This is a genomic window from Wolbachia endosymbiont (group A) of Philonthus cognatus (genome assembly GCF_947251755.1).
Classification (GTDB): Bacteria; Pseudomonadota; Alphaproteobacteria; order Rickettsiales; family Anaplasmataceae; genus Wolbachia; species Wolbachia pipientis.
Map to the genome: position 1 here is coordinate 189,384 of NZ_OX366388.1, position 24,883 is coordinate 214,266.

At 34.5% G+C, this 24,883-nt stretch carries 22 protein-coding genes and 3 pseudogenes; 9 read left to right on the top strand and 16 right to left on the bottom strand.

The genetic code is table 11. The features are described 5' to 3' along the window. Positions 1–63: 63 nt before the first annotated feature. Positions 64–186, bottom strand: a pseudogene (locus OPR21_RS01010) (IS630 transposase-related protein); the annotation flags it as partial. Positions 187–305: 119 nt separating this feature from the next. Between OPR21_RS01010 and OPR21_RS01015 the strand changes: the two are divergent. The 4 genes and pseudogenes from OPR21_RS01015 to OPR21_RS01030 all read left to right on the top strand — a co-directional run. Continuing rightward, positions 306–973 (top strand): annotated as a pseudogene (locus tag OPR21_RS01015) (IS5 family transposase); the annotation flags it as partial. Between the two features lie 365 nt (positions 974–1,338). After that, complete coding sequence (locus OPR21_RS01020) at positions 1,339–1,473, top strand: transposase (protein WP_406829253.1); 135 nt, start codon at positions 1,339–1,341, stop codon at positions 1,471–1,473. 86 nt (positions 1,474–1,559) lie between these two features. Further along, positions 1,560–2,217, top strand: a pseudogene (locus tag OPR21_RS01025) (IS5 family transposase); the annotation flags it as partial. A gap of 365 nt (positions 2,218–2,582) precedes the next feature. Continuing rightward, entirely contained in the window at positions 2,583–2,717 is a 135-nt protein-coding gene (locus tag OPR21_RS01030) for a transposase (protein WP_406829215.1), read from the top strand. Positions 2,718–2,967: 250 nt separating this feature from the next. Here OPR21_RS01030 and OPR21_RS01035 read toward each other — a convergent pair whose 3' ends face one another. The 3 genes from OPR21_RS01035 to OPR21_RS01045 all read right to left on the bottom strand — a co-directional run bounded on the left by OPR21_RS01035 (position 2,968) and on the right by OPR21_RS01045 (position 5,664). Further along, positions 2,968–3,726 (bottom strand): cytochrome c1, encoded by a 759-nt coding sequence (locus tag OPR21_RS01035; protein WP_265030290.1) that lies wholly within the window; start codon positions 3,724–3,726, stop codon positions 2,968–2,970. Positions 3,727–4,094: 368 nt separating this feature from the next. Then, positions 4,095–5,327 carry a cytochrome b gene (locus OPR21_RS01040; RefSeq protein ID WP_264337924.1) on the bottom strand — a complete coding sequence of 411 codons (1,233 nt, stop codon included), beginning with the start codon at positions 5,325–5,327 and terminating at the stop codon, positions 4,095–4,097. An 85-nt stretch (positions 5,328–5,412) separates the two neighbouring features. Continuing rightward, positions 5,413–5,664: a J domain-containing protein gene (locus tag OPR21_RS01045; RefSeq protein WP_236514981.1), complete on the bottom strand. Its 252-nt coding sequence runs from the start codon at positions 5,662–5,664 to the stop codon at positions 5,413–5,415. Between the two features lie 169 nt (positions 5,665–5,833). Here OPR21_RS01045 and OPR21_RS01050 point away from each other — a divergent pair, with 169 nt between their 5' ends. Both OPR21_RS01050 and hisS read left to right on the top strand, forming a co-directional pair. Continuing rightward, positions 5,834–6,406, top strand: coding sequence for a NifU family protein (locus tag OPR21_RS01050; protein ID WP_049973585.1), 573 nt, complete (start codon positions 5,834–5,836; stop codon positions 6,404–6,406). Beyond that, positions 6,403–7,629, top strand: a complete 1,227-nt coding sequence (hisS, locus tag OPR21_RS01055; protein WP_265030020.1) for a histidine--tRNA ligase — start codon at positions 6,403–6,405, stop codon at positions 7,627–7,629. The genes OPR21_RS01050 and hisS overlap by 4 nt, the downstream gene beginning before the upstream one ends. Positions 7,630–7,649: 20 nt before the next feature. On the opposite strand, the gene surE is transcribed toward hisS, so the two are convergent. Further along, the gene (surE, locus tag OPR21_RS01060; RefSeq protein WP_265015522.1) at positions 7,650–8,402 is read right to left on the bottom strand and encodes a 5'/3'-nucleotidase SurE; all 753 of its coding nucleotides are present in this window, start codon (positions 8,400–8,402) and stop codon (positions 7,650–7,652) included. Between the two features lie 923 nt (positions 8,403–9,325). Here surE and OPR21_RS01065 point away from each other — a divergent pair. Beyond that, positions 9,326–9,547, top strand: coding sequence for a hypothetical protein (locus OPR21_RS01065; protein ID WP_265030022.1), 222 nt, complete (start codon positions 9,326–9,328; stop codon positions 9,545–9,547). A 100-nt stretch (positions 9,548–9,647) separates the two neighbouring features. Here the strand turns inward: OPR21_RS01065 and ffh are convergent, their stop codons facing one another. The 7 genes from ffh to rseP all read right to left on the bottom strand — a co-directional run bounded on the left by ffh (position 9,648) and on the right by rseP (position 20,239). Continuing rightward, positions 9,648–10,991, bottom strand: coding sequence for a signal recognition particle protein (gene ffh / locus OPR21_RS01070; protein ID WP_151808007.1), 1,344 nt, complete (start codon positions 10,989–10,991; stop codon positions 9,648–9,650). Continuing rightward, on the bottom strand, positions 10,976–12,535 hold the full coding sequence (locus OPR21_RS01075) for a proton-conducting transporter transmembrane domain-containing protein (protein ID WP_155969468.1): 1,560 nt from the start codon (positions 12,533–12,535) through the stop codon (positions 10,976–10,978). Before OPR21_RS01075 ends, ffh begins: the two co-directional genes overlap by 16 nt. 303 nt (positions 12,536–12,838) lie before the next feature. Continuing rightward, complete coding sequence (locus tag OPR21_RS01080) at positions 12,839–15,742, bottom strand: FAD-dependent oxidoreductase (RefSeq protein WP_265030024.1); 2,904 nt, start codon at positions 15,740–15,742, stop codon at positions 12,839–12,841. Between the two features lie 45 nt (positions 15,743–15,787). Further along, positions 15,788–16,219: a 3-hydroxyacyl-ACP dehydratase FabZ gene (fabZ, locus tag OPR21_RS01085; protein WP_265030027.1), complete on the bottom strand. Its 432-nt coding sequence runs from the start codon at positions 16,217–16,219 to the stop codon at positions 15,788–15,790. 4 nt (positions 16,220–16,223) lie between these two features. Continuing rightward, a complete protein-coding gene (locus OPR21_RS01090; protein ID WP_077188197.1) occupies positions 16,224–16,775 on the bottom strand; it encodes an OmpH family outer membrane protein in 552 nt (183 codons plus the stop codon). Next, positions 16,776–19,112 carry an outer membrane protein assembly factor BamA gene (gene bamA / locus OPR21_RS01095; protein ID WP_264719027.1) on the bottom strand — a complete coding sequence of 779 codons (2,337 nt, stop codon included), beginning with the start codon at positions 19,110–19,112 and terminating at the stop codon, positions 16,776–16,778. 8 nt (positions 19,113–19,120) lie between these two features. Continuing rightward, positions 19,121–20,239, bottom strand: coding sequence for an RIP metalloprotease RseP (rseP, locus tag OPR21_RS01100; RefSeq protein ID WP_012673365.1), 1,119 nt, complete (start codon positions 20,237–20,239; stop codon positions 19,121–19,123). Between the two features lie 99 nt (positions 20,240–20,338). Between rseP and OPR21_RS01105 the strand changes: the two genes are divergently transcribed. After that, on the top strand, positions 20,339–20,617 hold the full coding sequence (locus tag OPR21_RS01105; RefSeq protein ID WP_265030030.1) for an FAD assembly factor SdhE: 279 nt from the start codon (positions 20,339–20,341) through the stop codon (positions 20,615–20,617). Here OPR21_RS01105 and OPR21_RS01110 read toward each other — a convergent pair. The 3 genes from OPR21_RS01110 to OPR21_RS01120 form a co-directional block, all read right to left on the bottom strand. After that, positions 20,592–20,918, bottom strand: coding sequence for a cell division protein ZapA (locus OPR21_RS01110; RefSeq protein WP_010082086.1), 327 nt, complete (start codon positions 20,916–20,918; stop codon positions 20,592–20,594). The two genes, OPR21_RS01105 and OPR21_RS01110, sit on opposite strands and share 26 nt — an antisense overlap. Positions 20,919–20,990: 72 nt before the next feature. Next, positions 20,991–21,269 carry an HU family DNA-binding protein gene (locus tag OPR21_RS01115; protein WP_010963035.1) on the bottom strand — a complete coding sequence of 93 codons (279 nt, stop codon included), beginning with the start codon at positions 21,267–21,269 and terminating at the stop codon, positions 20,991–20,993. A 29-nt stretch (positions 21,270–21,298) separates the two neighbouring features. After that, complete coding sequence (locus OPR21_RS01120; protein ID WP_265030032.1) at positions 21,299–22,951, bottom strand: 30S ribosomal protein S1; 1,653 nt, start codon at positions 22,949–22,951, stop codon at positions 21,299–21,301. Between the two features lie 139 nt (positions 22,952–23,090). Here OPR21_RS01120 and trmB point away from each other — a divergent pair, with 139 nt between their 5' ends. Further along, positions 23,091–23,756 (top strand): tRNA (guanosine(46)-N7)-methyltransferase TrmB, encoded by a 666-nt coding sequence (trmB, locus tag OPR21_RS01125; protein WP_012673367.1) that lies wholly within the window; start codon positions 23,091–23,093, stop codon positions 23,754–23,756. Between the two features lie 476 nt (positions 23,757–24,232). On the opposite strand, the gene OPR21_RS01130 is transcribed toward trmB, so the two are convergent. Beyond that, positions 24,233–24,880, bottom strand: a complete 648-nt coding sequence (locus OPR21_RS01130) for a heme exporter protein CcmB (protein WP_077188200.1) — start codon at positions 24,878–24,880, stop codon at positions 24,233–24,235. Between the last annotated feature and the right edge of the window lie 3 nt (positions 24,881–24,883).

The window sequence follows — 24,883 nt, forward strand, 5'->3', positions numbered from 1 at the left end:
ATCAAGCTCTATCTAAAATAGTCATTTTCTATCTTAACATAATTTATGGTCAAGCCTACAGTGCTGCCACTCCCATAAAGTAGTTCGTCCAATCTTAAATCTTGCTGCCACTGCTTCTCTGCTTTCTCCTTCGTCTAGCGCCTCCATTGCTTTTTTTCTTAAATCATAACTATATGCTGCTGGCATTCAACCTCCTTATCATTATCTATCCTTATCACATCCGGACTTCTATGAAAAGAGCTATAAGAGGTTGTCCGGAAACAGGTAAAAGGCTATGATATTTGAAATTTTAGTATGGGGTAAAGATGAGAAAAAAGTATCCAACAGATCTAAGTGAAAGGGAATGGGCACAAATAGAGAAGTACTTCAGAGTATCATACAAAAAAGGAGGAAGACCGCCAAAATATAGTAAAAGAAAAATGTTAGAGGGAATTTTCTATGTATTGCGTACAGGGTGCCAATGGCGGTATTTACCAAATGATTTTCCGCTATGGAAGACTGTATATGAGCAGTTTAGGCAATGGAAGAAACAGAGGATTTTTGAGAAAATGAACTATGATATCACTAAATATAGTAGGTCAAAAATGGGAAGAAATGAAGAGCCGAGCGCATGCATAGTGGACAGTCAGTCGGTAAAAACCACGGAAAAAGGGGGGTCAAAGGTTATGATGGTGCGAAAAAGGTAAAGGGGAGAAAAAGACATATAATTACAGATACTCAGGGTTTTATACTAAGTTGTTACGTAGGAGCTGCTAATGAAAATGATAGAGATGGTATTAAAATAGCATTAAACAATATGAGAACAAAATATACTAAAGTAAAAAAAATGTGGGCTGATATGGGGTACCAAGGAAAAGATTTAAAAACCCATATAGAGGAAGAATATGGCATAGATATTGAAATTGTGAAAAGGCCTCCATGTAGGTTTTGGGTGCATAAAGATACACCACTAGAACTATTGCCACAACGGGATGGCTTTGTTGCATCGCTACTTATGAAAGGCTAACTATAGTTAGGATTATAAGCAACCTATTGAAAATCTTGTTTTTTTGCAATCAATCTGATCAAATTTAAGAATAGTAATTTGTTATTTATATTAATAAATTTAATTCTATTGAAAATAGCTAAAGCATTGAAATTCTTGAATTTTAGCCAGATTAGTGAGTGGTAGTGAAATTTCTTTTACTCAAATTTAGGTATTCACTGACCGTTCTTGTTATAAATACCAGAATAATAAGCTACTGATATTCCCTATCTTTTTTATCTTTAATCCATCATAGCTAGCGATGCAACAAAGCCCAACGGGATCCTGGATTTTTAGTACAGCCGAGAAGGTGGGTGGTAGAAAGGACTTTTGCTTGGATCAATAGGAATAGAAGACTATCAAAAGAGTACGATTTACTTACAACATCTACTGAAAGTTTCATATATCTGGCTATGAGTAGGGTTATGTTACGGAGGGAATATGCCTAAGTTTACTAGTTTCCGGACAACCTCTAAGAGGTTGTCCACAAACCAAGGAATACGTAGTATATAAAGAAAGAATATTGAGGTAAGAGATGAGGAAAAAATATCCAACAGATTTAAGTAAAAGGGAATGGGCAAGAATAGAAAAACACTTCAGAGTATCGTACAAGAAAGGAGGAAGGCCACCAAAATACAGTAAGTGTGAGATAGTAAATGCAATTCTTTATATACTGCGCACAGGATGTCAATGGCGCTATTTACCACACGATTTTCCGCCGTAGAAGGCTGTGCATGAACAGTTTAGAAGATGGAAAAAGCAGGGAATTTTTGAGAAAATGAACTATGATATCACTAAATATAGTAGGTCAAAAATGGGAAGCCGAGCGCATGCATAGTGGACAGTCAATCGGTAAAAACCACGGAAAAAGGGGGGGCAAAGGTTATGATGGTGCGAAAAAGGTAAAGGGGAGAAAAAGACATATAATCACAGATACTCAAGGATTTGTGCTTGGTTGCTATGTAGGAGCTGCAAGCGAAAATGACAGAGATGGGGTGAAGATGGCATTGGACAATATGAAGGAAAAATACAGCAATATTAAGAAAATGTGGGCTGATATGGGATACCAAGGAAAAGATTTAAAGGATTACGTAAAGAGAGAATATGGGATAGATATTGAAATTGTCAAAAGGCCTCCATGTAGGTTTTGGGTGCATAAAGATACACCACTAGAACTATTGCCACAACGGGATGGCTTTGTTGCATCGCTACTTATGAAAGGCTAACTATAGTTAGGATTATAAGCAACCTATTGAAAATCTTGTTTTTTTGCAATCAATCTGATCAAATTTAAGAATAGTAATTTGTTATTTATATTAATAAATTTAATTCTATTGAAAATAGCTAAAGCATTGAAATTCTTGAATTTTAGCCAGATTAGTGAGTGGTAGTGAAATTTCTTTTACTCAAATTTAGGTATTCACTGACCGTTCTTGTTATAAATACCAGAATAATAAGCTACTGATATTCCCTATCTTTTTTATCTTTAATCCATCATAGCTAGCGATGCAACAAAGCCCAACGGGATCCTGGATTTTCAGTACAGCCGAGAAGGTGGGTGGTAGAGAGGACTTTTGCTTGGATCAATAGAAATAGAAGGCTATCAAAGGAGTACGATTTACTTACAACATCTACTGAAAGTTTCATATATCTGGCTATGAGTAAAGTTATGTTAAGTAGGGAATATGCTTGATTTACTGGTTTGTGGACAACCTCTAAATCGTGAAAAAGAACTGCTCATTAAGTGCTATTTGCTTAATAAATTTACTGACATTGGTATGGCTAAATTCGAAATGGCTACATGAATTTATCGTAAATTATTACCGTATAAGGTACGATGCGACAAAGCTATCCCAGTGTCAGCTACTCGGATGACACTGTCATAAAGGAACCAGTGTTAGCTACTTGGATGACAACCATTGTGCTTGAGGCAAAATTGACTATCACTTCTTTTTATAGAGCTTGCTCCAAACTTTGTTGTTAGTTAATACAAAAAACACTGTTAAAATTATAAAATACGCCACTACTTTTAATCCAAGTTTATGCCGGCGCTCTAATTCTGGCTCTGCTGCCCATTGTAAAAAATTTATCACATCATACGCCATATTTTCAACTGTGGCTTGCCTTGCACCATCATATTCCACCATTCCTTCAGAAAGTGGTGGCGCCATAGCTAATCTGCCTGTTGGAAAATACGAATTAAAATATAAATCATTTTCATCGTGTTCGCCGTTTTGATAGCCTGTTAACAATGAATAGACATAATTTGCACCATCATACCTTGCTTTAATAATTAATGATAAGTCTGGTGGGACTGCACCATTGTTGCTTGCTGCAGCTGCTTCTTTTGTATCAAAAGGTGCAATAAAATAATCCGAAGGTATTCCAGGTCTATCGAACATTTCACCCAAATCATTTGGGCCATCTTTAACTTGATAAGAAGCTGCAATCTGTTTTACATCTTCTTCAGAAAAACCAACATCTTGCAAATTACGAAATGCTACCCTATTCATTGAATGACAAGCAGCACAGACTTCTTTATACACTTTATAGCCACGCTGAATTGACTCTCTATCGAAAGATCCGACAATTCCATCAAATTTCCAGTCTATTTTCTTATTTGGTGATGATTTAAATTCTTCTGCAGATATAAGACTAGATAGAAATAACATGCAGAAGATTGCAAATACATTAGATCCCATGCATAACCACTGTTTTAGTAAATTTCGAATTGATGTCATGCAAGTAGCTGACACTGGAATCCAGCTTATTTCATCACTGACATTATGGTTATCGTGCACTCCTAGAATCTGTTGTCCATTGCATGATTTGTAAGTATTTTTATACCTGGATCCTAGTGTCAAGCACTGGGATGACAACGGAAGATAGTGGAATGACACTGTGTGTTGTATACAACGTTCATACAATTGTGTACATGATGCTGGAATCCATTTATTTTTTTTCTGGATCCCAGTGTCAAGCACTGGGATGACAAAAGAGGGCTCTGGGATGACAGAAGAGAGTTCTGGGATGACAGAGAATTTTGTAAGAGATCTGCTTTGAATTGACATCACCTCATCTCCGGCACAGAATCACTTAAGGTTTTTGGTGGTTCTTTTGGCTTTTCATACTTACTAAGCAGTGGTAAAACTATCACAAAGTATGCAAAGTAATAAAGAGTAGATAGCCTACTCATAGTGATGTAAGGCTCTTTTACCTCTTGTCCTCCAAGCCAGGCAAGAAGTACAAAATTTATTGCAAAAACCCAAAAAAATTTCTTAAACACCGGGCGATAAGCACCACTTTTAACTTTTGATTTATCAAGCCAAGGTAACAAAAACCACACTAAAATAGACGCAAACATGGTAAGCACACCAGTAAGTTTATCTGGAATTGAACGTAGCATTGCATAAAAAGGTAAAAAATACCACTCTGGCACTATGTGTACCGGAGTTACCATAGAGTCAGCTTCTATATAATTGTCTGGATGCCCAAGATAATTGGGAGCATAGAAAACAAATGCGAACAAAACTACAAAAAACAGACCAAAAGTTATGCAATCCTTGACTATATAATAAGGATAGAGAGGGATGGTATCCTTATCTGATTTTACCTCCACTCCACTTGGGTTACCAGAGCCAAACCTATGCAGAGCTATCACATGAAGCATAGCTAAAGCAATAATAACAAAAGGCAGAAGATAATGCAGAGCGAAAAAACGGTTAAGTGTTGGGTTATCCACTGAAAAACCACCCCATAACCATATAACTATTTTATTGCCAATTAAAGGTATAGCAGAAAATAAGTTGGTTATAACTGTTGCACCCCAGAAACTCATTTGTCCCCAAGGCAATACATATCCCATAAAGGCAGTTGCCATCATTGCAAAAAATATAAATATTCCAATAAACCACACCATCTCTCTCGGTCTTTTATAAGATCCGTAATATAATCCACGCATTATATGAACATAGACTACCATAAAGAAGAGCGATGCTCCAACAGCGTGAGTGTAGCGTATTAACCACCCGTAATTCACATCCCGCATTATGCGCTCTACACTATTAAACGCATAATCAACATGCGGAGTGTAGTGCATAGCAAGAAATATACCTGTTATTATTTGTAAAATTAGCGCTATACCAGCCAAAGAGCCAAAGTTCCAAGCATAATTTAAGTTTTTTGGTACTTGATAAGAAGCGGTGTGTTTTAGAAAAGAAAATATAGGCAGTCTATATTCTATCCACCCTAATATGCCTTTTTCTTCTTCTATCGTTGTTTTTTTTTTAGTATCATCTTGCATAACTTAAAGCTTTCTCTACCTTTAACTCGTTTTATTGTAGCAGCTTATCCTTTATGCACAAATAAAAACTTTAAAGCAATATTAATTACCTCTTCAGCAACCTATCACGTGCCGCGTTTAACTTTTGTGCAAAATATTCCGAGCCTCCCTTATCTGGATGAACTAACTTCATTAAATTTTGATATGCTTTATTGATTTCATTTTGACTTGCCTCAGGATTCAGCCCCAGTATCTTTAATGCTTCATCTTTGGATATGTTGTCACCAGTGTAATTTTCAGTATAACTTCTACTGCTATTAAATTCGTTCAAAAACTTACTCAATATAGAGTTCATCATGAAACTTATGTTATTTTTTTTTGTCAGGAAAAGAAAAAATACAACAACGCTAGGCAAGACAAATGTAATTACTATGAATACTAAAAAAAGAAAAAAGATGAATGACATGTATATTTTTTTATCATTTTATGATTAAATAGTAACAATTATAATTGTCATGGTAAATAACATGTTCATCCAGATTGAAGAAACACCAAACCCAAATACGCTAAAATTCCTTCCTGGATTTGCAATTCTAAACGAAGGAGAAACGGCTGATTTTTCAAATGCAGATGAAATAAAAAACTCCAAGTTAGCAGCAAATCTTTTTCAAATAGAACATGTGGTAAGAGTGTTTTTTGGTCATGATTTTATTTCAGTAACAAAATTGGGTGGAATTAATTGGGATACACTAAAAGTAGAAATTTTAACTACAATCATGGATCACTTTACTTCAGGTGGAAAAGCGCTAGATAAAGAAGGAGTGAATGATAATAATATATCAGATGAGGAATTTTTCGATGAAAATGATATAGAAATTGTAAATAGAATAAAAGAATTGATGGAAAGTTATATCAAACCTGCAGTTGCTCAAGACGGTGGTGATATCAAATTCCGTGGCTATAAAGATGGAATAGTTTATGTTGAGCTGCAAGGAGCCTGCTCTGGATGCCCAAGTGCTGCAATTACTTTAAAGCAAGGAGTGCAGAATATGCTGAGCTACCACATACCAGAGGTTGCAGGTATAGAGACCACACTATGACTAATCAAACAGTTAGAGGAACAAAAGATCTCCTGTTTGATGAATGGTACAAGTTTAAATACATAGAGCAAACAGCAAATAGAATCTCAAGTCTATACGGCTTTTTGCCCGCCCAAACTCCAATATTTGAGTACACGGAAGTTTTTACAAAAACCTTAGGTGATAGCTCAGATATCATCACTAAAGAGATGTATAGCTTCAATGATAAAGGGGGAAAGAGCATAACTTTACGTCCTGAGTTCACTGCAGCGGTTGTCAGGCTACTCATTGAAAAAAAACTACAAACACCGATAAAACTATTCTCAACAGGACCTGCATTTCGTTACGAAAGACCGCAAAAGGGAAGACAAAGGCAATTTCATCAGATAAATTTTGAGGTTTTTGGCATAGAAGATCCAAAAGCTGATATTGAATTGATATCACTCGCTCAGCACTTACTAACTGAATTTGGCATCAATAAAAATGTAAAGCTGGAAATCAACTCTTTAGGTGATGGTGAAACAATAACTAAATATAGAGAAGCTTTGATCTTATACTTTACAAAGTATCAAAATGATCTATCAGAAGATAGCAAAAATAGGTTGATCAAAAATCCACTCAGAATACTGGATTCCAAGGATGAGAAAGATAAATCAATAATTTCTGATGCGCCTAAAATCAGCAATTATTATACGAAAGAGTCCTCAGATTTCTTTGAACAAATACTAAATGGATTAACAATTCTTGATATACCTTATACCGTAAACAATAAACTAGTTCGAGGTTTGGATTATTATTGCCACACAGTGTTTGAGTTTGTTACAGAGGATTTAGGTGCACAAGGGGCAGTTTTTGCCGGTGGAAGATACGATAATTTAGTATCTTCAGTAGGTGGAAAACACACTCCAGCAATAGGATTTGCAGGGGGTATTGAGCGCATAATGGAGTTAATCAATTATTCTCCGAAAGAAGAGCGACCTATTTACCTAATTCCAATCGGTAGAGAGGCTGAAAAACATGCTTTAACACTTGCAAATGAATTGCGCAGAAATGGTTTATATGTAATCTATGAATATAGCGGAACGCTCAGAACCCGAATGAAAAAAGCAAATCAAGCAAATGCTAAAGCTGCTTTAATTTTTGGCGATGAAGAATTGAATAGTAAAACTTTAAAGATTAAAAACATGGATACAGGTGAAGAAAAAATAATTGCTCGCGATAACACAATAGAAAATATCTATTAGGAGCAATGCAAATGTTTTTCTCAGTCAGCTATAGAAGAAAATTCGTCTGCACAAGAATTTTTCATAGCATTCAATGTATCATAATCTGTAAAATCTAATTTTACTGGTGTGATAGTAATAAATCCTTCTTTTATTTTATTTACACTACCACTGCCTGAGTGCTCTCGAGACCAATTTAAGCTAAAAGAGCCATTCGAATTTTCAGTAAAAGTTAAATCCCCATCAATGTTATATTCACCTTGTTCAGCAAATTCTACTCCTTTTACTTTTTCCGTAGCAGGAAAATTTACACTCATCACTATGTTTTTAGGCCAACCAACCTTAATTAGCTTGGCAATAACCTTTGGTGCAAAAACCTTTGTATTGTGCCAGTCTATTTTATCATGATAAACTTGGCTTAGCGCAATAGAAGGTATAGACCTTGCAGCACCTTCCATTACAGCACCAATTGTTCCTGAATAACAAATATCGTCCCCGACATTTGATCCAATATTTACTCCGGACAATATTAAGTCTGGTTTTTTATTCATAACTTTATTTAGCGCAATAATGACACAATCTGCAGGAGTACCAGACACACTAAATTCCCTTTCACTATGTTGTTTTATTCCAATAGATTGTTTCACTGGATAATCAAGAGATCTTGCAGCCCCGCTTCTATCAGTATCTGGTGCCACTATCCATATTTCTGACGCAAAATTCCGTGCAACCTCTTTGAGTAATTTTATTCCTTCACTTCCAAAACCATCATCGTTTGTTATTAATATTATCATATACAATACTCAGCTATACAGCTCCAAATTATGTAAACCACTGGCTGTAAATAAACTCATGAGGCTTTAAGTTTCTTTGCATAACTGTGGACTGTAACAAAGAACCTGCTGTAAATCAATAGATTTCTTGCACAGGCCATAACTGTCATTACAATAGAAACGAAAAACTTGCTTGACAAACTCCGCCAGCCCCCTTATCATAAACATTGAAGCTATTTATTTATCTTCTCTGTACAGATTAAATGACAAAAAAACTCACGTATCTGGCGTCTCATGTTTAATTTTTTGCACTATGTGCACCTTATGTCTTTATAAAACTTCTACCTACATAAGCTGAAACGCGCTTATAAAGCGTTTAAAACATAAAAAAACGCCAACTTAAAAAATGGATAGTGAATAACTAGCTACCCTAGGGTTTCTTTTGCCTTTTTTTCTGTTTAGTAAATTTCTTAAACATTTATGACTAAAGGTTAGTTGCATTAAAAAGCAGCTAAATCGCGGTTATTAAGCGTTTAGAATAAAAAAACGCCATACTTGAAAGTATAATGTAAGTAATTAGCCAACTACGGGGCTTCTTTTGCCTTTTTTCTGTTTAGTAAATTTCTTAAATATTTATAGCTAAACGACAACCGTCATCCCGCTGCTTGTTAGCGGGATTTAGAGATACCGCGAATGAATCGCGGTATGACGTAGGACTGCTGTCATTCCAGTCTGGAATCCAAAAAAAAGGATGATGTCATCCCAGTGCCCTGACTACTTGGATCCAGTTTTCTTTACAAATTCACAAAAAGTGCTTCATTCTATAACGCAAAACCCATACTCACCAAACCCAATGCATTACTTGCAATTAAGTTTCCTGGATCCAAGTAGTCAAGCTACTCGGATGACACCCTTTTGGATGGAGACCAGTGTCAGCTACTTGCATGACACCATTCTTTTTCCTGGATCCAAGTAGTCAAGCTACTCGGATGACACCTCTGGGCGCTGGGATGACAGGAGAAGGAGGCTACTTGCATGACACCATTCTTTTTCTGGATCCAAGTAGTCAAGCTACTCGGATGACACCCCACTGGTGGCCCACACTACAATGTTCGTACAGTTATGAAATGAATCGCGGTATGACGTGTTGCTTGGGTCAGCTATAGTATTTCTTAAAATTAATAATAAATTTCTTGGCTAGCAAGAAGCTGTAAATTTTTTTGCGAGACCTAAGCCGGCTTTTGATATAGCTAAAGGTAAGGTCACTTACTTTCTGCTTAGCATATCCATCAAATCAGATTCTTTGAGTTTACTATGGTCAACTTTACTGAACTTATTTACCATAGAGCTCATTTGATTATACTGCTTAATTAGAAGATTAATGTCAGTTACAGTTGTTCCGGACCCCTTAGAAATTCTAAGTCTTCTTTTGCCATTTAAAATATCTGGATTTTGCCTTTCTTTTTCAGTCATTGAGTTTATGATGGCTATATATTTTTTCACTTTATTGTCATCTGGCACACTGCTACTTAGCTTTTTTGTGAATGAACTAGGAATGAATTTCATTATGTTGCTAATGCCATCCATTTTACTCAGAGTTTTTAACATTCCCACTAGGTCGTTTAGGTCGAATTTACCTTTTTTCACTTTCTTTTGTAACTTATCAATTTCTTCCTGACCAACAATCTCAGCAGCTTTTTCAACCAATGAGACAACATCACCCATGCTAAGTATTCTTTTTGCAATTCTATCTGGATAAAAATCATCGAGGTCACTTAATTTTTCACCACAAGCAATAAATTTAATTGGACAATCGGCGATCATTTTCATAGAAAGAGCAGCACCACCACGTGCATCACCATCAACACGGGTAAGAATAATGCCGGTTACACCTATTACCTCATTGAATGATTTGGCAATGTTGACCGCATCCTGGCCTATCATTGCGTCGGCTACTAAAATAACTTCTGCAGGTGAAGCTATTTCCTTTACGGCTTTCAACTCATTCATCATATTATTGTCAATATGAAGCCTGCCTGCAGTGTCTAGTATTAATACATCATAATTATCGTTCTTTGCTGCTGCCAGTGCCCTTTTTGTAATTGTAATGGGCTTCTCATCTATTACTACAGGTAAAGTTTGCACATCTATTTGTTTACCTAGCACTTCAAGTTGTTTCTGGGCAGCAGGCCTATAAATGTCTAAAGAGGCAAGCATCACTTTTTTCTTTTGCTTTTTTAGTTTTAAAGCAAGCTTTCCTGAGGTAGTTGTTTTACCTGCACCTTGTAAGCCCACCATCATAATCACAGCAGGGGGTTTAACTGCTAGATTTAAGTCACTTTTCTCTGATCCGAGAACTGCAACTAAATTATCCTGTACAATTTTAATTATCATTTGTGCTGGAGAAACACTTTTTATGACTTTTTCCCCAATCACTTTATCTTTAATGTCGTTGATGAATTTTTTTGCAACTTCAAGTGAAACGTCAGCTTCAATTAAGGCTATGCGTATTTCACGCATGGCAAGATTAAAATCATCTTCAGAAATGATTGACTTTCCTCTCAGTTTACTAAATACAGAATTTAAACTTTCAGTTAACGATTTAAACATAATAGCATTAGTAGAATACTCATTAAAAAGAGAGAAGAAGCTGAAACAAAACTCACTGAGTTATAACCCAGCACTTCTTTAAGTTTAGTAATATTATTAAAGTATAAACCAGTAAGTGGATTAGTCAAGTTTTGCACTACGCTGGCAAACATTTCTCTAGTTTTAGAGACTAACTGATTGAACAACAAGACAATATAGGATATGAAAGTTCTAAAAATCCAATCAACATCCATTTTAAAATTTACTCTCGGGTAAAATAACTTGCGTAAAGGAATAAACAATAAAGTGGTACATAGTAACAAATTAAATTGCGACAAAATATTTTTTGTGTTGTACACAAAATCGAAAATCGAAGGTTTATTGTAAATAGGTAAGTAAGGATTGCCAGCGATTACGCATATAAATGCTAAAATAATCATAGTCATTTTGCCTCCTCTCTCTGCTAAAGGTTTTGACTTACTTTTTGCAATAAATAAGTAATAAAGAAACTTTAGCCCCACGCTTAAATGAAGCAGCAAATTTAGAAGCTTATATAAATTTTTATACCCTTTTAAGGCAACAGTGTTCATTTCAATTTCAGCTGTGATATATGATTTACTGATAAATCCAACGGTTCCAGGAAATGCAGCCATTGTAAGTATTGCGATTATAGCACACATGCCTTCCACTGACATCAGTTTACCCACTCCATTAAAACTAATTGTTTTTGTTTGTGAAATAATCGAATTACTGACCACAAACAATAATGATTGATAAACAAGAGAGAAGATTATATGCAGTATCAAAATTGGTATTGCTTTTTCCGAAGGACTGAGCAAACTTCCTGCAATAATCAGCAAGCCCATTTGTCCTACAACGTTATAGCATAAAAATCTGCGAATATTTTGCTCAAGAGAAGCAAATATAATGCTGTAAATTGCAGTGATGGCGCCTACAAGCGCTAATATTTCAGTACAATCTTGCCATAGGTTATAAGTGTGTAAAAGCATCACTAAAAAAGAGACTTTAGTGGTAAATAAAGAGAGATATGTGGTGCCATGTAGCGATGCAGCAGGATATGCATCAACAACCCAAAATGAAAAAGGAAAACAAGCGCAGTTTATCAATAAACCCAAAATTATCAGGTTAGTGCTTTGAAGTGCCAATCCTGCTATTAATATAACTCCAACGAAAAAGTGTACACAAGCGTACCTTATTGCAGGTCCACTATCTCTACAGCTAGCTGCGATAATAAAAAATGCACTGATGGTCATTAATTCACAGAATATTATAACCAATATCATATGTTCAGATAAAACTGCATAAAGTGAACTAATAGTGTAAGCAGCAAAAGATAGCATCTCTGAAAAAGTCAAATTTTGTGCTGGTAGAACAGCTAAAAATGCAACTGATAAAAAAGATATTAGTATGGTACGAAAAGATAAATCAAAATCTAGAATTGGGAGAGACCAATTTACTGCAATGCTCAAATTTTCAGGTAATTTTAGGACTATAACTATTAATACAGTCAGTAGAAGTAACAGTGACGATTTATAAAGTTGCACAATAATTAAAACCAATATGGTTTATGCTATCTCAATATATGAATAAAATCAATTTGCATATTAACCACTAATTAAACTAATTATCATATAATTATATCAGAGTTTAGAGGGTTATAGAGAAACCGGTCAGATTAGGTTTTTAATCTAATCTGACCGATAGCTTTAATAGTGAGGTAAGCTTTAATATAGCACTCCTAATTCATAACGCTACACTCGTGCATAATTTATTTTTAATTTGTGCACGAGCGTTAGTAAATTATTTACTTTTTGAAATAAAATTTGGCATCACTTTAATATTGAGACTTAGTAAACCTCAGTAGGGCTGCCAGTTGGGCCCATAAGAATTATTTGCTCGCCTTCTCTTAAGTGTCTGCATAAATTAGTGGAGCCGCCGATTTCCAGCACAATAGTGGAAATAATTCCTTTTTTTTTGTCTACTTCAGTGCCGGTTACGGCTATACCTTCCATAGCAAGGTTTGTATTATTGGCTTTTCTGCCATTGGTTTCAAAATTTTGCAATCTAAAGAATTGCCCAGGCTTAAAATTCTTTGCCGCAAGAGGTGCTTTGATCACTATTTCCACAACTTTGTCTGTTAAATATTGAACTTTTATAACCTTTGCAGTGAATTGCTCTTTGATTCTATTAAATAATTCTTTATTAGCCAGGTCTTCAACACTTGACCACGCATTTTTTTTCTGGCCCACAACATCACACACTGGAATGACAGAAACGAAGCTATTAACTCTACTCAAAAGCTGGGAAATAATAGGGTAGCCGTTCTTAGCACTTGCCATAGCTTTCACGACGCTGCCGCTATACGAAGGATGAAGGTCACCAAAAAAGCTAATTGTTTTATTGCCTTGCTTGTATACTAATATTCTGTCTTTATTTCGCATCTTAGGAGAAAATATTGGATCCATTTCTTTTCCTGATGAATTCAATTGAGTAAAATACCCATTACTTAATTTAAAATGCCTTTTATCTTCTGTTGCAATAACTGTATTTGGCTCAGTACCTGCTGCTATAAAAATAGAACGTGCTTTTATACGTTTGATTTCGCCGGATTTTGTGTCTATTAGTTTTATTAATTCAGCATGGTTATATTTATCCGTCACAACTTCAACTGGCTCTAAGTTTTCAATAAAGTAAATCCCTTCTGATAATGCGTTTTGCACCTCTTCGCTATTTAATCGATAACTTGGTGAATCTTTTAGCTCTTTTCTATATATAACTTTCACTCCCCCGAGGCTCTGCATTAACTCTAATATTTTTATTTCTCTATTCTCTTTTTTTGCTAACTTTTGCTTTTCTCGGATCAATTGTGCGTGCGATATAAACTCATTCGCAATTTCGCGTTCTTCTTCTGTCCAATCTTTTTCAACACAGTCCTTTCCATACTTATCAACTAATATCTCATAACGAAGAAGAAATTTTTCTACTTGAATTGGATAATACGCTAAAGCTTCAGTGGCAGTGTCAATCGCAGTAAGCCCAGCCCCTATGACAACTATCGGCATACGAACTTGCAGATTTGCTATAGAATCAAATTTAAGAGCGCCAGTCAGTTGTAACGACATAAGAAAGTCAGATGCCATACGCACTCCACGAGCTAGTATATTCTTTATTTTGATCATTCGTGGCTTGCCAGAGCCAAGTGCTAGGGCAATGTGATCAAAACCCGAGTTGAACGCGTCATCAACATTAATCGTGCCACCAAAACGAATGCCTCCATAAAGTGCGAAATGCTCACGTCTTTCCAGCAGTAATCTAATAATCTTTAAGTAATTCTTATCCCACCGAGAAGTAATACCATATTCTGCCACCCCACCAAACCCTTCTGCCATGCGTTCACTCAATTTTTCGTGTTTGAAATCTTTAATTAGCTGGAAATTATCGATCAAAGGTTCAATCTTTAGTCCATCAATGGCAATAACGTTATGCCCATCATTCAACAAATGATGAGCTAAATTAAAACCAGCAGGACCAAGACCTACAACTAGAACGTTTTTTCCAGTATTTCCTCTTGGCAATGGACACTGAAAATTTAAAGGATTCCAACGGCTGAGCAGAGAATATATTTCAAATCCGTACAGTAAACTGAGCACATCATCCAGAATCCTTGTTTCAATTGCTGGCACATTTACGGGTTCTTGCTTTTGATATATGCACGAATTCATGCAGTCATTGCATATTCTGTGTCCAGTAGCCGCACATAATGGGTTATCTATCATCACAATTGCAAGACTTGCAATGCTGTATCCTTCGCTTTTCACCAGATTCATTTCTGATATTTTCTGCTCTAGTGGGCAGCCGTGCAGTTCAACTTTTAGTGGAGATTGTTTAAAAGTATTGTCGTTATTAATTAGCCCCTTTGAGCAGCTGTCCTTATTTTGCTTATGACAAAATATGCAGTAGTGAGCATTATCTAGTGCTTTATTCAAACTTACCTTTTTGCTTGTTAGATCAAAACCGTATCGTCTTTTTACTTCATTTGAATACAGCACTTCAACTTTGTCCACTTCTTTTTTAGAAAATGGTATGAGGTCTTCGTGGTCAATTTTTTTATGTATGCTAAATAATATGCTCTGTTTATTTTTTACTCTCCACACTGCATATTGTGCCGCAAGTTCTATTTCCTCTTTGTGATTTTCTTTATCTTCAAACCAATGCATCACCTGCTCAGCGAAATTTTTTTCTGTTGTTGGCAAAGTGAGAAAATGACTTAGTTTGTTAGTAATATCTATATTCGCCACATTAGTGTATTTCTTCAATGCATAGCGTTGGACAAATAACCTTTTGCATTTATATATTACAGCAAAGTCGTTGTGCTTTTTCTTTAGCTCTTCTATTTCTTTTTCAATGTTGAAAAGTTTTGCAATAAATTCATCAAGTAAGTACGAAAGGTCTATAATGAGCTGGCTATCTGTCATCCAAGTAGCTGATCGTCCTTCTTGTTTTCTAGATCCCAGTGTCAAGCACTGGGATGACGGGGGGTGACACTGGGATGACGGGGGGTGACACTGGGATGATGGGAGGTGACACTGGGATGACATCGAAGAAGAAGCTGCTTTTTCTCTTGCTTCAATTAATGAACAAAACAAGCTCTCATCACATGATTTAATATAATTCAAAAATGTCTCATCTAATTTTGTTAATCCATTGCGAGTATATAGATTCGAAAATGAGATTTTGAAATTCAGCTTCATTGCTATACTATAAAGTGTACATGCTGTTTCTTACAGATGAAGATTTTATTTATTTTGCAGTACTGCTGAGATTGTTGCTTCTGCAACTTTTTCTTCGCTAACAGATGCAATACACCTAAATTTGTGTACACCTAAACACACACTTTGAATGTTAGCTTGAAGAATCAATGTGTCCCCTGGAGTAACTGGCTTTCTGAATTTTGCATTTTCAATGGATCTCAAGTAAACAACTTTATTTTCTATTGTTTCTTTACTTAGAACACATATAGCAGATGCCTGAGCTAGAGATTCAATTATCAAGACTCCTGGCATTATTGGATGACCAGGGAAGTGGCCAATAAAAAATGGCTCATTGAAAGTCACATTTTTGATTGCTTTTATACTTTTACCAGGATCACACTCTATAACTCTATCTACTAAGAGAAACGGATAAGAATGTGGTAATATTTTTATAATATCACTGATATTAAATTGCATAAGCCTACTCAATGCCTTTCAAAGCAAATTCAGGTATTTTCTTGTTTATATTGTTTAATACCACATCTGATAAATCAACTTCATCCATGGAGTATAAAACTTGGTTCTTTTTTGAAATAAATAGTACCAAATCTATGTTGTTTTTTTCTGCCGTTTTTTTAGCGACTTCTTTTATCTTGTTAAAAACACTCTCTACTGCGTCTCTATAGCTTTCTTCTAAATGTAACATTTTTTTAGCGTAATTATCTCTAGTATTTACAGTGTGCTTATTAAACTGTTCTGTCTTTTCTTTTTTTGCTTCTTCTGACAAAAGTTCAAATTCTTCTTTTGATGGCTTAAGTTTTTCTAACTCACTTTCAAATTCTTGTTGTAATCTAGAATTCTGCTCCTTTATTTGTTGTTGTATATTTTGCAGAGCAAGAGATTCATTGATGACTTTGTCACTATCGATAATTGCAGCTTTTGTGTTCTGAGGTTGATATCCTACAAACTTATACCCCACAAATAAGGAAATAATTAAGGCAATAACTGATATAAATAACTGTATATATTTCATTCAAATCCCCGCTTCAATAGAAAATTTAACATTTGGTGATGGTATTATATCATAAGATTCCTTTACTAAAGGAAACCCGAAATCCAATCTAAGTCTACCAAAAGGAGAAAGCATTGAAAAGCCAAAACCTGGTGACACTCTCACAAGCTTGCTATCATAGTATTTCCCTTCATACTTCTTATTTTTATCATCTAAGCCAAAAAGTGTCGCATAGTCAACAAATAGTGAGCCTTTGATACCAGCATAGTCATATAGTTTTGGTAGAGGAAAATCCACTTGCTGTGTTAGATTAAAATAAGTTTTGCCTCCTAATGAGCTTTTATTTTTGTCTTCTGCTCTTGGTCCAATACCGGAAAGGTCAAACCCTCTAATCTCATTACCCCCTTTAAAAAAGTGCTGGCCAATGTTTAGGTTTTCATCAGTATAAGAAAAAATATGACCTGCCGCCATCTTAAAGCGTAGCGTTATATCATCGTCAATTTTGCTTAATATAGGGTGCGTATAAAAAGATAAGAATTCAGATTTTAGGAAATTCACGTTTCCTCCCAATCCTGAAATATCCTGACTTAAGCGCAGTAAATACCCTTCTTTTGGAGCATATAGATTATCCAGTTTATTATATGCCAACGTGTATCCCACTGATGAAATCTGATGTTTACCTTTTCGGTCCAGTATTATTTCAGAGATATCGGTGTCTTGTCCACCCTTATTATCCATGTGTATATGATTATACTTATAAGAATAGCGAAGGGAATTAGTTAAGTTCTCTGTGACTTTATATGATAACTTTGTAAAAAATCCCATATCGCAACTATCAAAAGTAGTGTTTGGTTTATCTTGTTTTTCATAAAATACACCCATGCCTAGTGACGTATCAGAATCGTTAAAATTATTTTCAACAAACTCTAAATCAGTAGAAAATACGTATTGACTTTTTTCAAGAGCAAAAGAGAGCTCTTTTCCAGTACCAAATAAATTACGGTCTTTGAGGTCAATTTTAATCAATGCTCCACCAGGAAGAGACACACCTCCTCCCAAATACAACGAAGTAGTGTTTTTTTCTTTAACACTTAAGTCAAGATTTACTGCATTATCATTAACTGCATAACTATTTACTTTCACTGTTTCAAAAAAATCACTACTCATTAGTTTTTTACGTGACTTTTGAATCTCAGATATATTGTACGCATCACCTTCTGCTACACTTAGCTTACTTCTGATCACTTTATCTAAAGTGCGATCGTTACCATCAATTGTAATTTGATTTATATAAATCTTTTTACCCGGCAGCACTCTGTAGGTTACATCTACAACGTTGTCACGTTGTGCATACTCTGGATTAACTTTTGCAAATATATATCCTTTTTCATTTAAATATTTGTTTATTTTTTCTACTGTATTATTAATTTTAACTCTATTAAATATCTTATCGTTTTCCTCTGTTATAAAATCCAATATTTCTTCTTTTAGGCTCAAATCCTGAATTTCAGTTTCAATATTAACCTCATTATTTCCAAACAAATACTGCTGTCCTTCGTCAATCAAAAAAGTTAACTCTGTTTGATTGTTATTATCAACCTCAACAATTGGTTGAATATTATTTTGAATATATCCCTTAGACGAATAAAAACGATCGAGCAATTCTGTGTTAATCAATAGATATTGCGGTGAATAATGATTTTCGCCTTTAAAAATGGCTCTAAATAACTTACTAAATATGTCATTACTATGTCTTTTAATAACTTGCTCTAGCTCATTTTCAGAAAAGTTTTTATTGCCTATAAATCTTATATCCTTAATTTTAGAGGTTTTGCCTTCTTTTATTTTGAAAATTAGATTGACCCTATTACTATCGAGCTTCTCCAACTCATATTCAATTTTAACGCCAACCTTACCGTTATTTCTATAAGTAGTGATTAAATTCATTAAATCGTTTTGCAATTTTGTTTCAGTGAAAATAGTTAGCGATTTTGACTGAATCACATTATTTAGTAACTCTTTGCTATTAAATAACTTATTACCCTTTAATATTATCTTGTTAATTAGTGGATTTTCTTGAATTTTTATTACCAAATTTTTTTTATCATCTATGTAAGCATTAACACTAGCAAATAACTTTGTTTTATATAGATCTTTTATAATTGAGTCTATATCATCGTCGTTTATATAATCACCAGATTTTAGTTTTATATAGAACCCTATTGTCTGGTTGCTTACCCTCTCATTACCAATACATTTGACATCTTTCACCTGCACTTTTTCCGCAGTTCCTAAAGCAACAAGCAGGGCAGGAAAAGAAATAAAAACCACTACCAGTATATAAAATAGCTTTTTCATATTTTATTTCAAAAAAGATCCCTAATATCATTTGACATTCCAGTTGCCATAAGCAAAAACAACACTAAAGCACCAAAAATAGCTGCATATTTTTGACATTTCAAGCTTAAATCCCTACGTATAACCGCTTCTATGATATAATGAAATAAATGCCCACCATCTAGCAGTGGTATTGGCAGCAAGTTAATTGCAGCTAAATTAGCTGAAATGATTGCCATAAAATATAGAACCATAATAAATCCCTTTTTAGCTGATTGTCCTGAATATTTTGCGATTTTTATTGGTCCACCTATTTCATTGATACTCCTTTTACCAACAATAATGTGAAAGAGAGCTTTGATCGTTAAGCACATAGTGTGGTAAGTTTCACTTACTGATAAGCTCACAGCCCCAAGAAAAGACGACTGCTTTAATGTATTGACTGAAATAATCCCTATAGTTTCTCTTTCTATTGTGTTGCCAAAAACGTCTTTGTCCTTGATTATTAATGGAGTTAAACTGGTCCTGTGCTTCTCATTATTTCTGCTATACTCAATCTCCATTCTTGTTTTAGGATTCGACATTATCACACGTGAAATATCTTCAAAGTATTTTATTTTATGCTCATTGATTTGTGTAATAGTGTCACCTGGCAACAAACCAGCTTGCTTAGCTGCACTACCTTCGATTACATTTTCAATCACCGGTGGAGTGCGATAATAACCTGCTATGCTAAAAAATATTGTAAAAGCTATAACAGCAAATACCATGTTTGCAAAAGGCCCTGCAAAAACTACTGCTGCTTTTTTATGACGCGGTTTTGTATGAAATGAATACAATTTTTCTTCTTCCGTTAATTCTTGTTGATCAGCTGGGACACTCGCTGCATTAGTATCTCCTAGCATTTTAACATAACCACCCAATGGAACAGCGCTTAATTTCCATCTAGTTCCAGACTTATCGTTAAAACCAAAAATTTCAGGACCAAAACCTATGGAAAAAGATTCAACTTTAACTTTGCATGCTTTGGCAACAACATAATGCCCATATTCATGCACGAATACTATGACAGAAATTATTAAAGAAAATGATAAAAAATAATATATTCCATCGCTAAATTGATGGATAAGATTAGAAATTAATTCCACCTGTATATTTAGATCTTAACAAAATGTTAAGTATATTAAAATGCGCCTCGCTTGACAAGTATTTAGTTTAACTTTTAAATTAAAAAAAGTTTAATTGTAATGACAGATACCTCACTACTCAGAAGAAAATTAATATATAGAAGCTGGCATAGGGGTTGCAAAGAAACCGATATACTTTTAGGGCATTTCGCATTGAAATATCTTGATAAATTTTCCTTAAGCGAACTAATCGAATACGAAAAAATAGTTGATCTTGATGATTACGAATTATATTGTTACATAACTCGTAAGACAAAACTCCCTCCTGGCTTGAATAGTCAGATAGTCAATTTAATTGCTTGCTTTATTGAAGCTAATCCTTTATGCACTCAAGATTAGTGATAATCTTATTTACCTTATCTAGTACCTCAGTATATTCTATTCTTTTCTCGTTTCTATACTTTTCGCGCTCTTGATTTACTTCATCTAATCGCTTTGTTAATTCTAAAATTTTATCCTCAAGAATTAGTGCTGCAAGTAAGAAATTTAATGCATCCGAACCCTTACCTCCAGTTTTTTGAGATACAGAACTAACTAACTTGTCAAAACTATTAGCAAGGCGTAATAAATGATTCCCCTTCCCACTTTCGCAAGATATTTTATATGTGTTATTACGTATAACTATTTCTACTACTTGCATATGGTGCTAAAAATTTCTATCGTACAGTATAAACTCAAACCCCTACTTTCATCTTATTTATGGTATAAATTTTTATTCATTTATCAAATCAGATAATTTTTTACTGCTACGAAAATATGTTTTAAAGTATTGATTCTTTGTAAACTTCTGTAACATTAAATGGCTTGTTTCTTTCAAGTTATAACTTCTAACTGAAAAAGAACCAAACCCCCTAATTTCAACTCTATTATGATGTTTCAATGTGCTTGAAAGTATCCCAAAAAATCTATCAACTATAGCTGCTATAACAATCTTATCTAAAAAAGGATGTCTTTTTGCTACCCTCGCTATTATATCAGACTTTGTTGCCATTTATATGAAGCCAAAATAAGTAAACCTTATCACTTAGCAGATAATGCTATGTTATATTCTTCAACACCCAATACTTCAACTTCTATTTTTTCTGATATAGAGAATTTTTTATTCTCTGGTAAATGCTCTTGATCTATTAGAAGGGTTACATCGTTCTCAACTTCAACGACTAGTCCATTATCTTCTCTCTTACCTACAGTAACCTGTATTTTATCACCTACCTTAACTTTCTTTATCAGTTCTTCAAGAGGATCATACTCTATTTGTTTTATTCCAAGATAAATTCTTGCCCGATTCACGTTAGCCCTTATTACTTTTGCTTCTATTTTATCACCTACATTATACTTCTTTATCTCATCTGAACCATTTTTAGACCAACTAAAATCTTTCACATATATTGTCCCTTCTACGTTCTCATCTATTTCAGAATCACCGAAAGCAACAGATACATATGAGCCGGTATTATTCTTCACTTCACCAGAAACAATAGAACCAGGAGGATATTTATTGATAAATACTTGCCAAGGGTTGTCTACACACCTTTTCATGCTTAAACTCATCCTACTCTTAGCAATGTCAATACTGAGAATTTTTACATATACTTCTTGTCCCCTTGTTACGAGACTACTAACTGGTAAATTACTCTTAACCCAAGTTATTTCTGACGAGTGCACTAAACCTTCAATTCCAGGTCTAAGCTCAACAAATAATCCATAATCTTCTATGCTTGTTACATAACCCTTATGCACACTATCAACTGGATATTTTGACTCTGCATCTTGCCAAGGGCTATCTTCTAGCTGCTTCACACCCAAGGAAATTTTAGCATTTTCCTTGTCTATTTTTATAATTTTAACTTTTATAGTCTGACCACAAGTAAAAACTGCAGACGGATGACTTACCCTACTCCAAGAGATATCTGTAATATGTAACAATCCATCTATAACTCCCACTACATCTGATTCATGAATACCGACAAATACACCGTAATGAGTGATACTTTTTATTTTCCCTTCTATTATATCGCCTTCATTTAAAGATTCTAAAAATTTAATTTTTTCACCAGCGTGCAATTTTTCTAACACCAGCTTTCTTGATACTACAATATTGCCCTGCTTCTTATCCATTTTAAGCACGATGAACTTTTGTTCAGTTTCAATAAGGTGCTTCGCATCTTTTACTTGCTTCAAATCCACATGACTCAGCGGTAAAAAAGCGCTTATTCCGTCACCAAGATCAACAATAAAGCCACATTTAATTGAGCGTTTAATAACTCCGCTTACTTCAGCCCTTGTAACTGTATCTTCTTCCAACTTATTCCATTTTTCGTCCCTAATTGCTTTTTCACGACTAAGAACAACATTACCATGATAATCTTCAATTCTTTCCACATAAACTCTGATTTTCGAGCCAATAATGACCTCATCATTACAACCGAGTTCCTTGATCAGAATTCTCCCGTCAGATTTTAAACCAATATCAACCACAACGTCGTTAGGGTTTATTCTTGTAATTACACCTTCTACCACATCTCCTTCTTTAATTTTGTTAACAAAAGAATCTTCAAACAAGGTATTATCTTGATCCTCAAATTGGCCTTGACATATCTCTTCTATAAATTTGTTTGATGATAGCTTTCTGATAGTAACCGGTAGATTTACGACTGGATTATTATTATTCATACCTTTAACTTAAACTTTATTAGAACTCATATATTATATAATATTAACAATTATTGACAAGTAATTTTTCATTAACTCATTTCGAGAATTGTTTAAGCTATATAAAATATAGTGAGAAAATTATATATGTATCAAGAATATGCTATTTAAGAATAGCAAGTGGATTAGATCGTTCTCCAGAAGGTCCAGGCTAAAACCTGATGTTGATGAAATATTGGAAAAATATTCTATTCAAAACAGCAAGGAATCTATAGAGAAAATTGTAAATTCACAAAAAAGAATATGGGTAGAAATAGGCTTTGGCAACGGTGAAAATATGCTTTACCAGGTGCTCAATGAACCTGATCTATTATTTATAGGATGTGAGCCCTACTTAAAGGGGGTTTCTCGCTTGCTGACAAACATAGAAATACAGAACATAAAAAATATTTTAATGTGGACAGAAGATGCAAGAGAATTGATTGCAAATTTTCCTGATAACAGTGTTGAAAGATTCTTTATTCTCTTTCCAGATCCATGGCCAAAAAGAAGTCACAATAAAAGACGATTAATTAATACGGAATTTTTAAATTTATTAGCAAAAAAAATACTTATAACAGGGGAAATATTCATTGCAACCGATCATCAGGACTATGCAGAGTGGATAGCATCACATATAAAGCAGTGTAACTCTTTAATCTATAGGGAAGACGATTTCACAAGTTATACTCTTACAAAATACCACAGAAGAGCGCTCAAAGATCAGCGTAAAGTGAGGTTCTTTAAAGTAAGTGTTATTAATAATTTGCAGACTATGGATCAATAGAGTTTTTGCATATCTCTTTTACGTTAACTATAGATTAAAAATAATAAAAAAAGAGGGAGAAATAGAGTAAATTCCTTTAACTACTTCTCCTTATGAAGGAATAGACTTCTTGCATAACCCAAACTAAGTAGAAAAAAGGTATCATCCAAGTAGCCCCTTTCTCGTCATGCCGCTGCGAATCGTCATACCGCCGCGGCGCTAACACGTAGCGGGATGATGAGGCTTATCGTCATGCCACCGCGAACCGTCATACCGTCACGGTATCTCTTAGCCGCTAACAAGTAGCGGGATGACGGTTGTCAGGTTAGCTGTTATCCCAGTTTTTGACACTGGGATGACAACGAAGGGCTACTTGGATGACAGGGAAGGATGCTGGAATGAAGGTTTTTCAAATTGTCGATAAACCTAAATCTATAATAACTATTTGCCTTTTTTCTAGGTTATGCAAGAAGTCTACTGAATAACAGTAAGATTTTTCAATCCTGTTCCACAGCAAATTTTAGTGCCATGTGAGTAGTTATGGTGCTGTTAACAATCAAAATAACAAAAATTAAGATGGTGATTAGTAGTGTATAAATATTCAAGGACAAATTTTCAAATTGAGTTAGCATTTTAAAATACACAAAGGTTGGCATTATCATTGGCAAAACAAGAATTTGCGATACTCCTGATGCTAAGTTGTTTCGACCAATCATCAATGCATTTCCAGTAGCTGAAATATTAATGATTATCAGCGTATTAAATAATAAAGACACTCCAACTGCTATTGAGTGTTCAATACTATTGCATAGAACTGCAAAGCTGAATATGGAAGAAATCACTGAAATTGGTAATCCAAATAATAGCCAGTGAGCGAAAATTTTATAAGCAACTATAAGCCTAGAAGAGAGTGGCTGTACAAAGATTTGCTCTAATATTCCATCATGATAATCAGATGTAAACAAATTATTTGTAGAAATCTGCAAAACAAATGTAGCACATATCCATGTTAATGTTAACATAACTTCTTGTTTATTGTTGTTTTTAAGTGTAAATGAAGATAAACTTAACATTATGATAAAAATACATACTATATAGGTAAAGTTCTTATCATCTATTACTAATTTTTTTACTGAGTCGATCATACT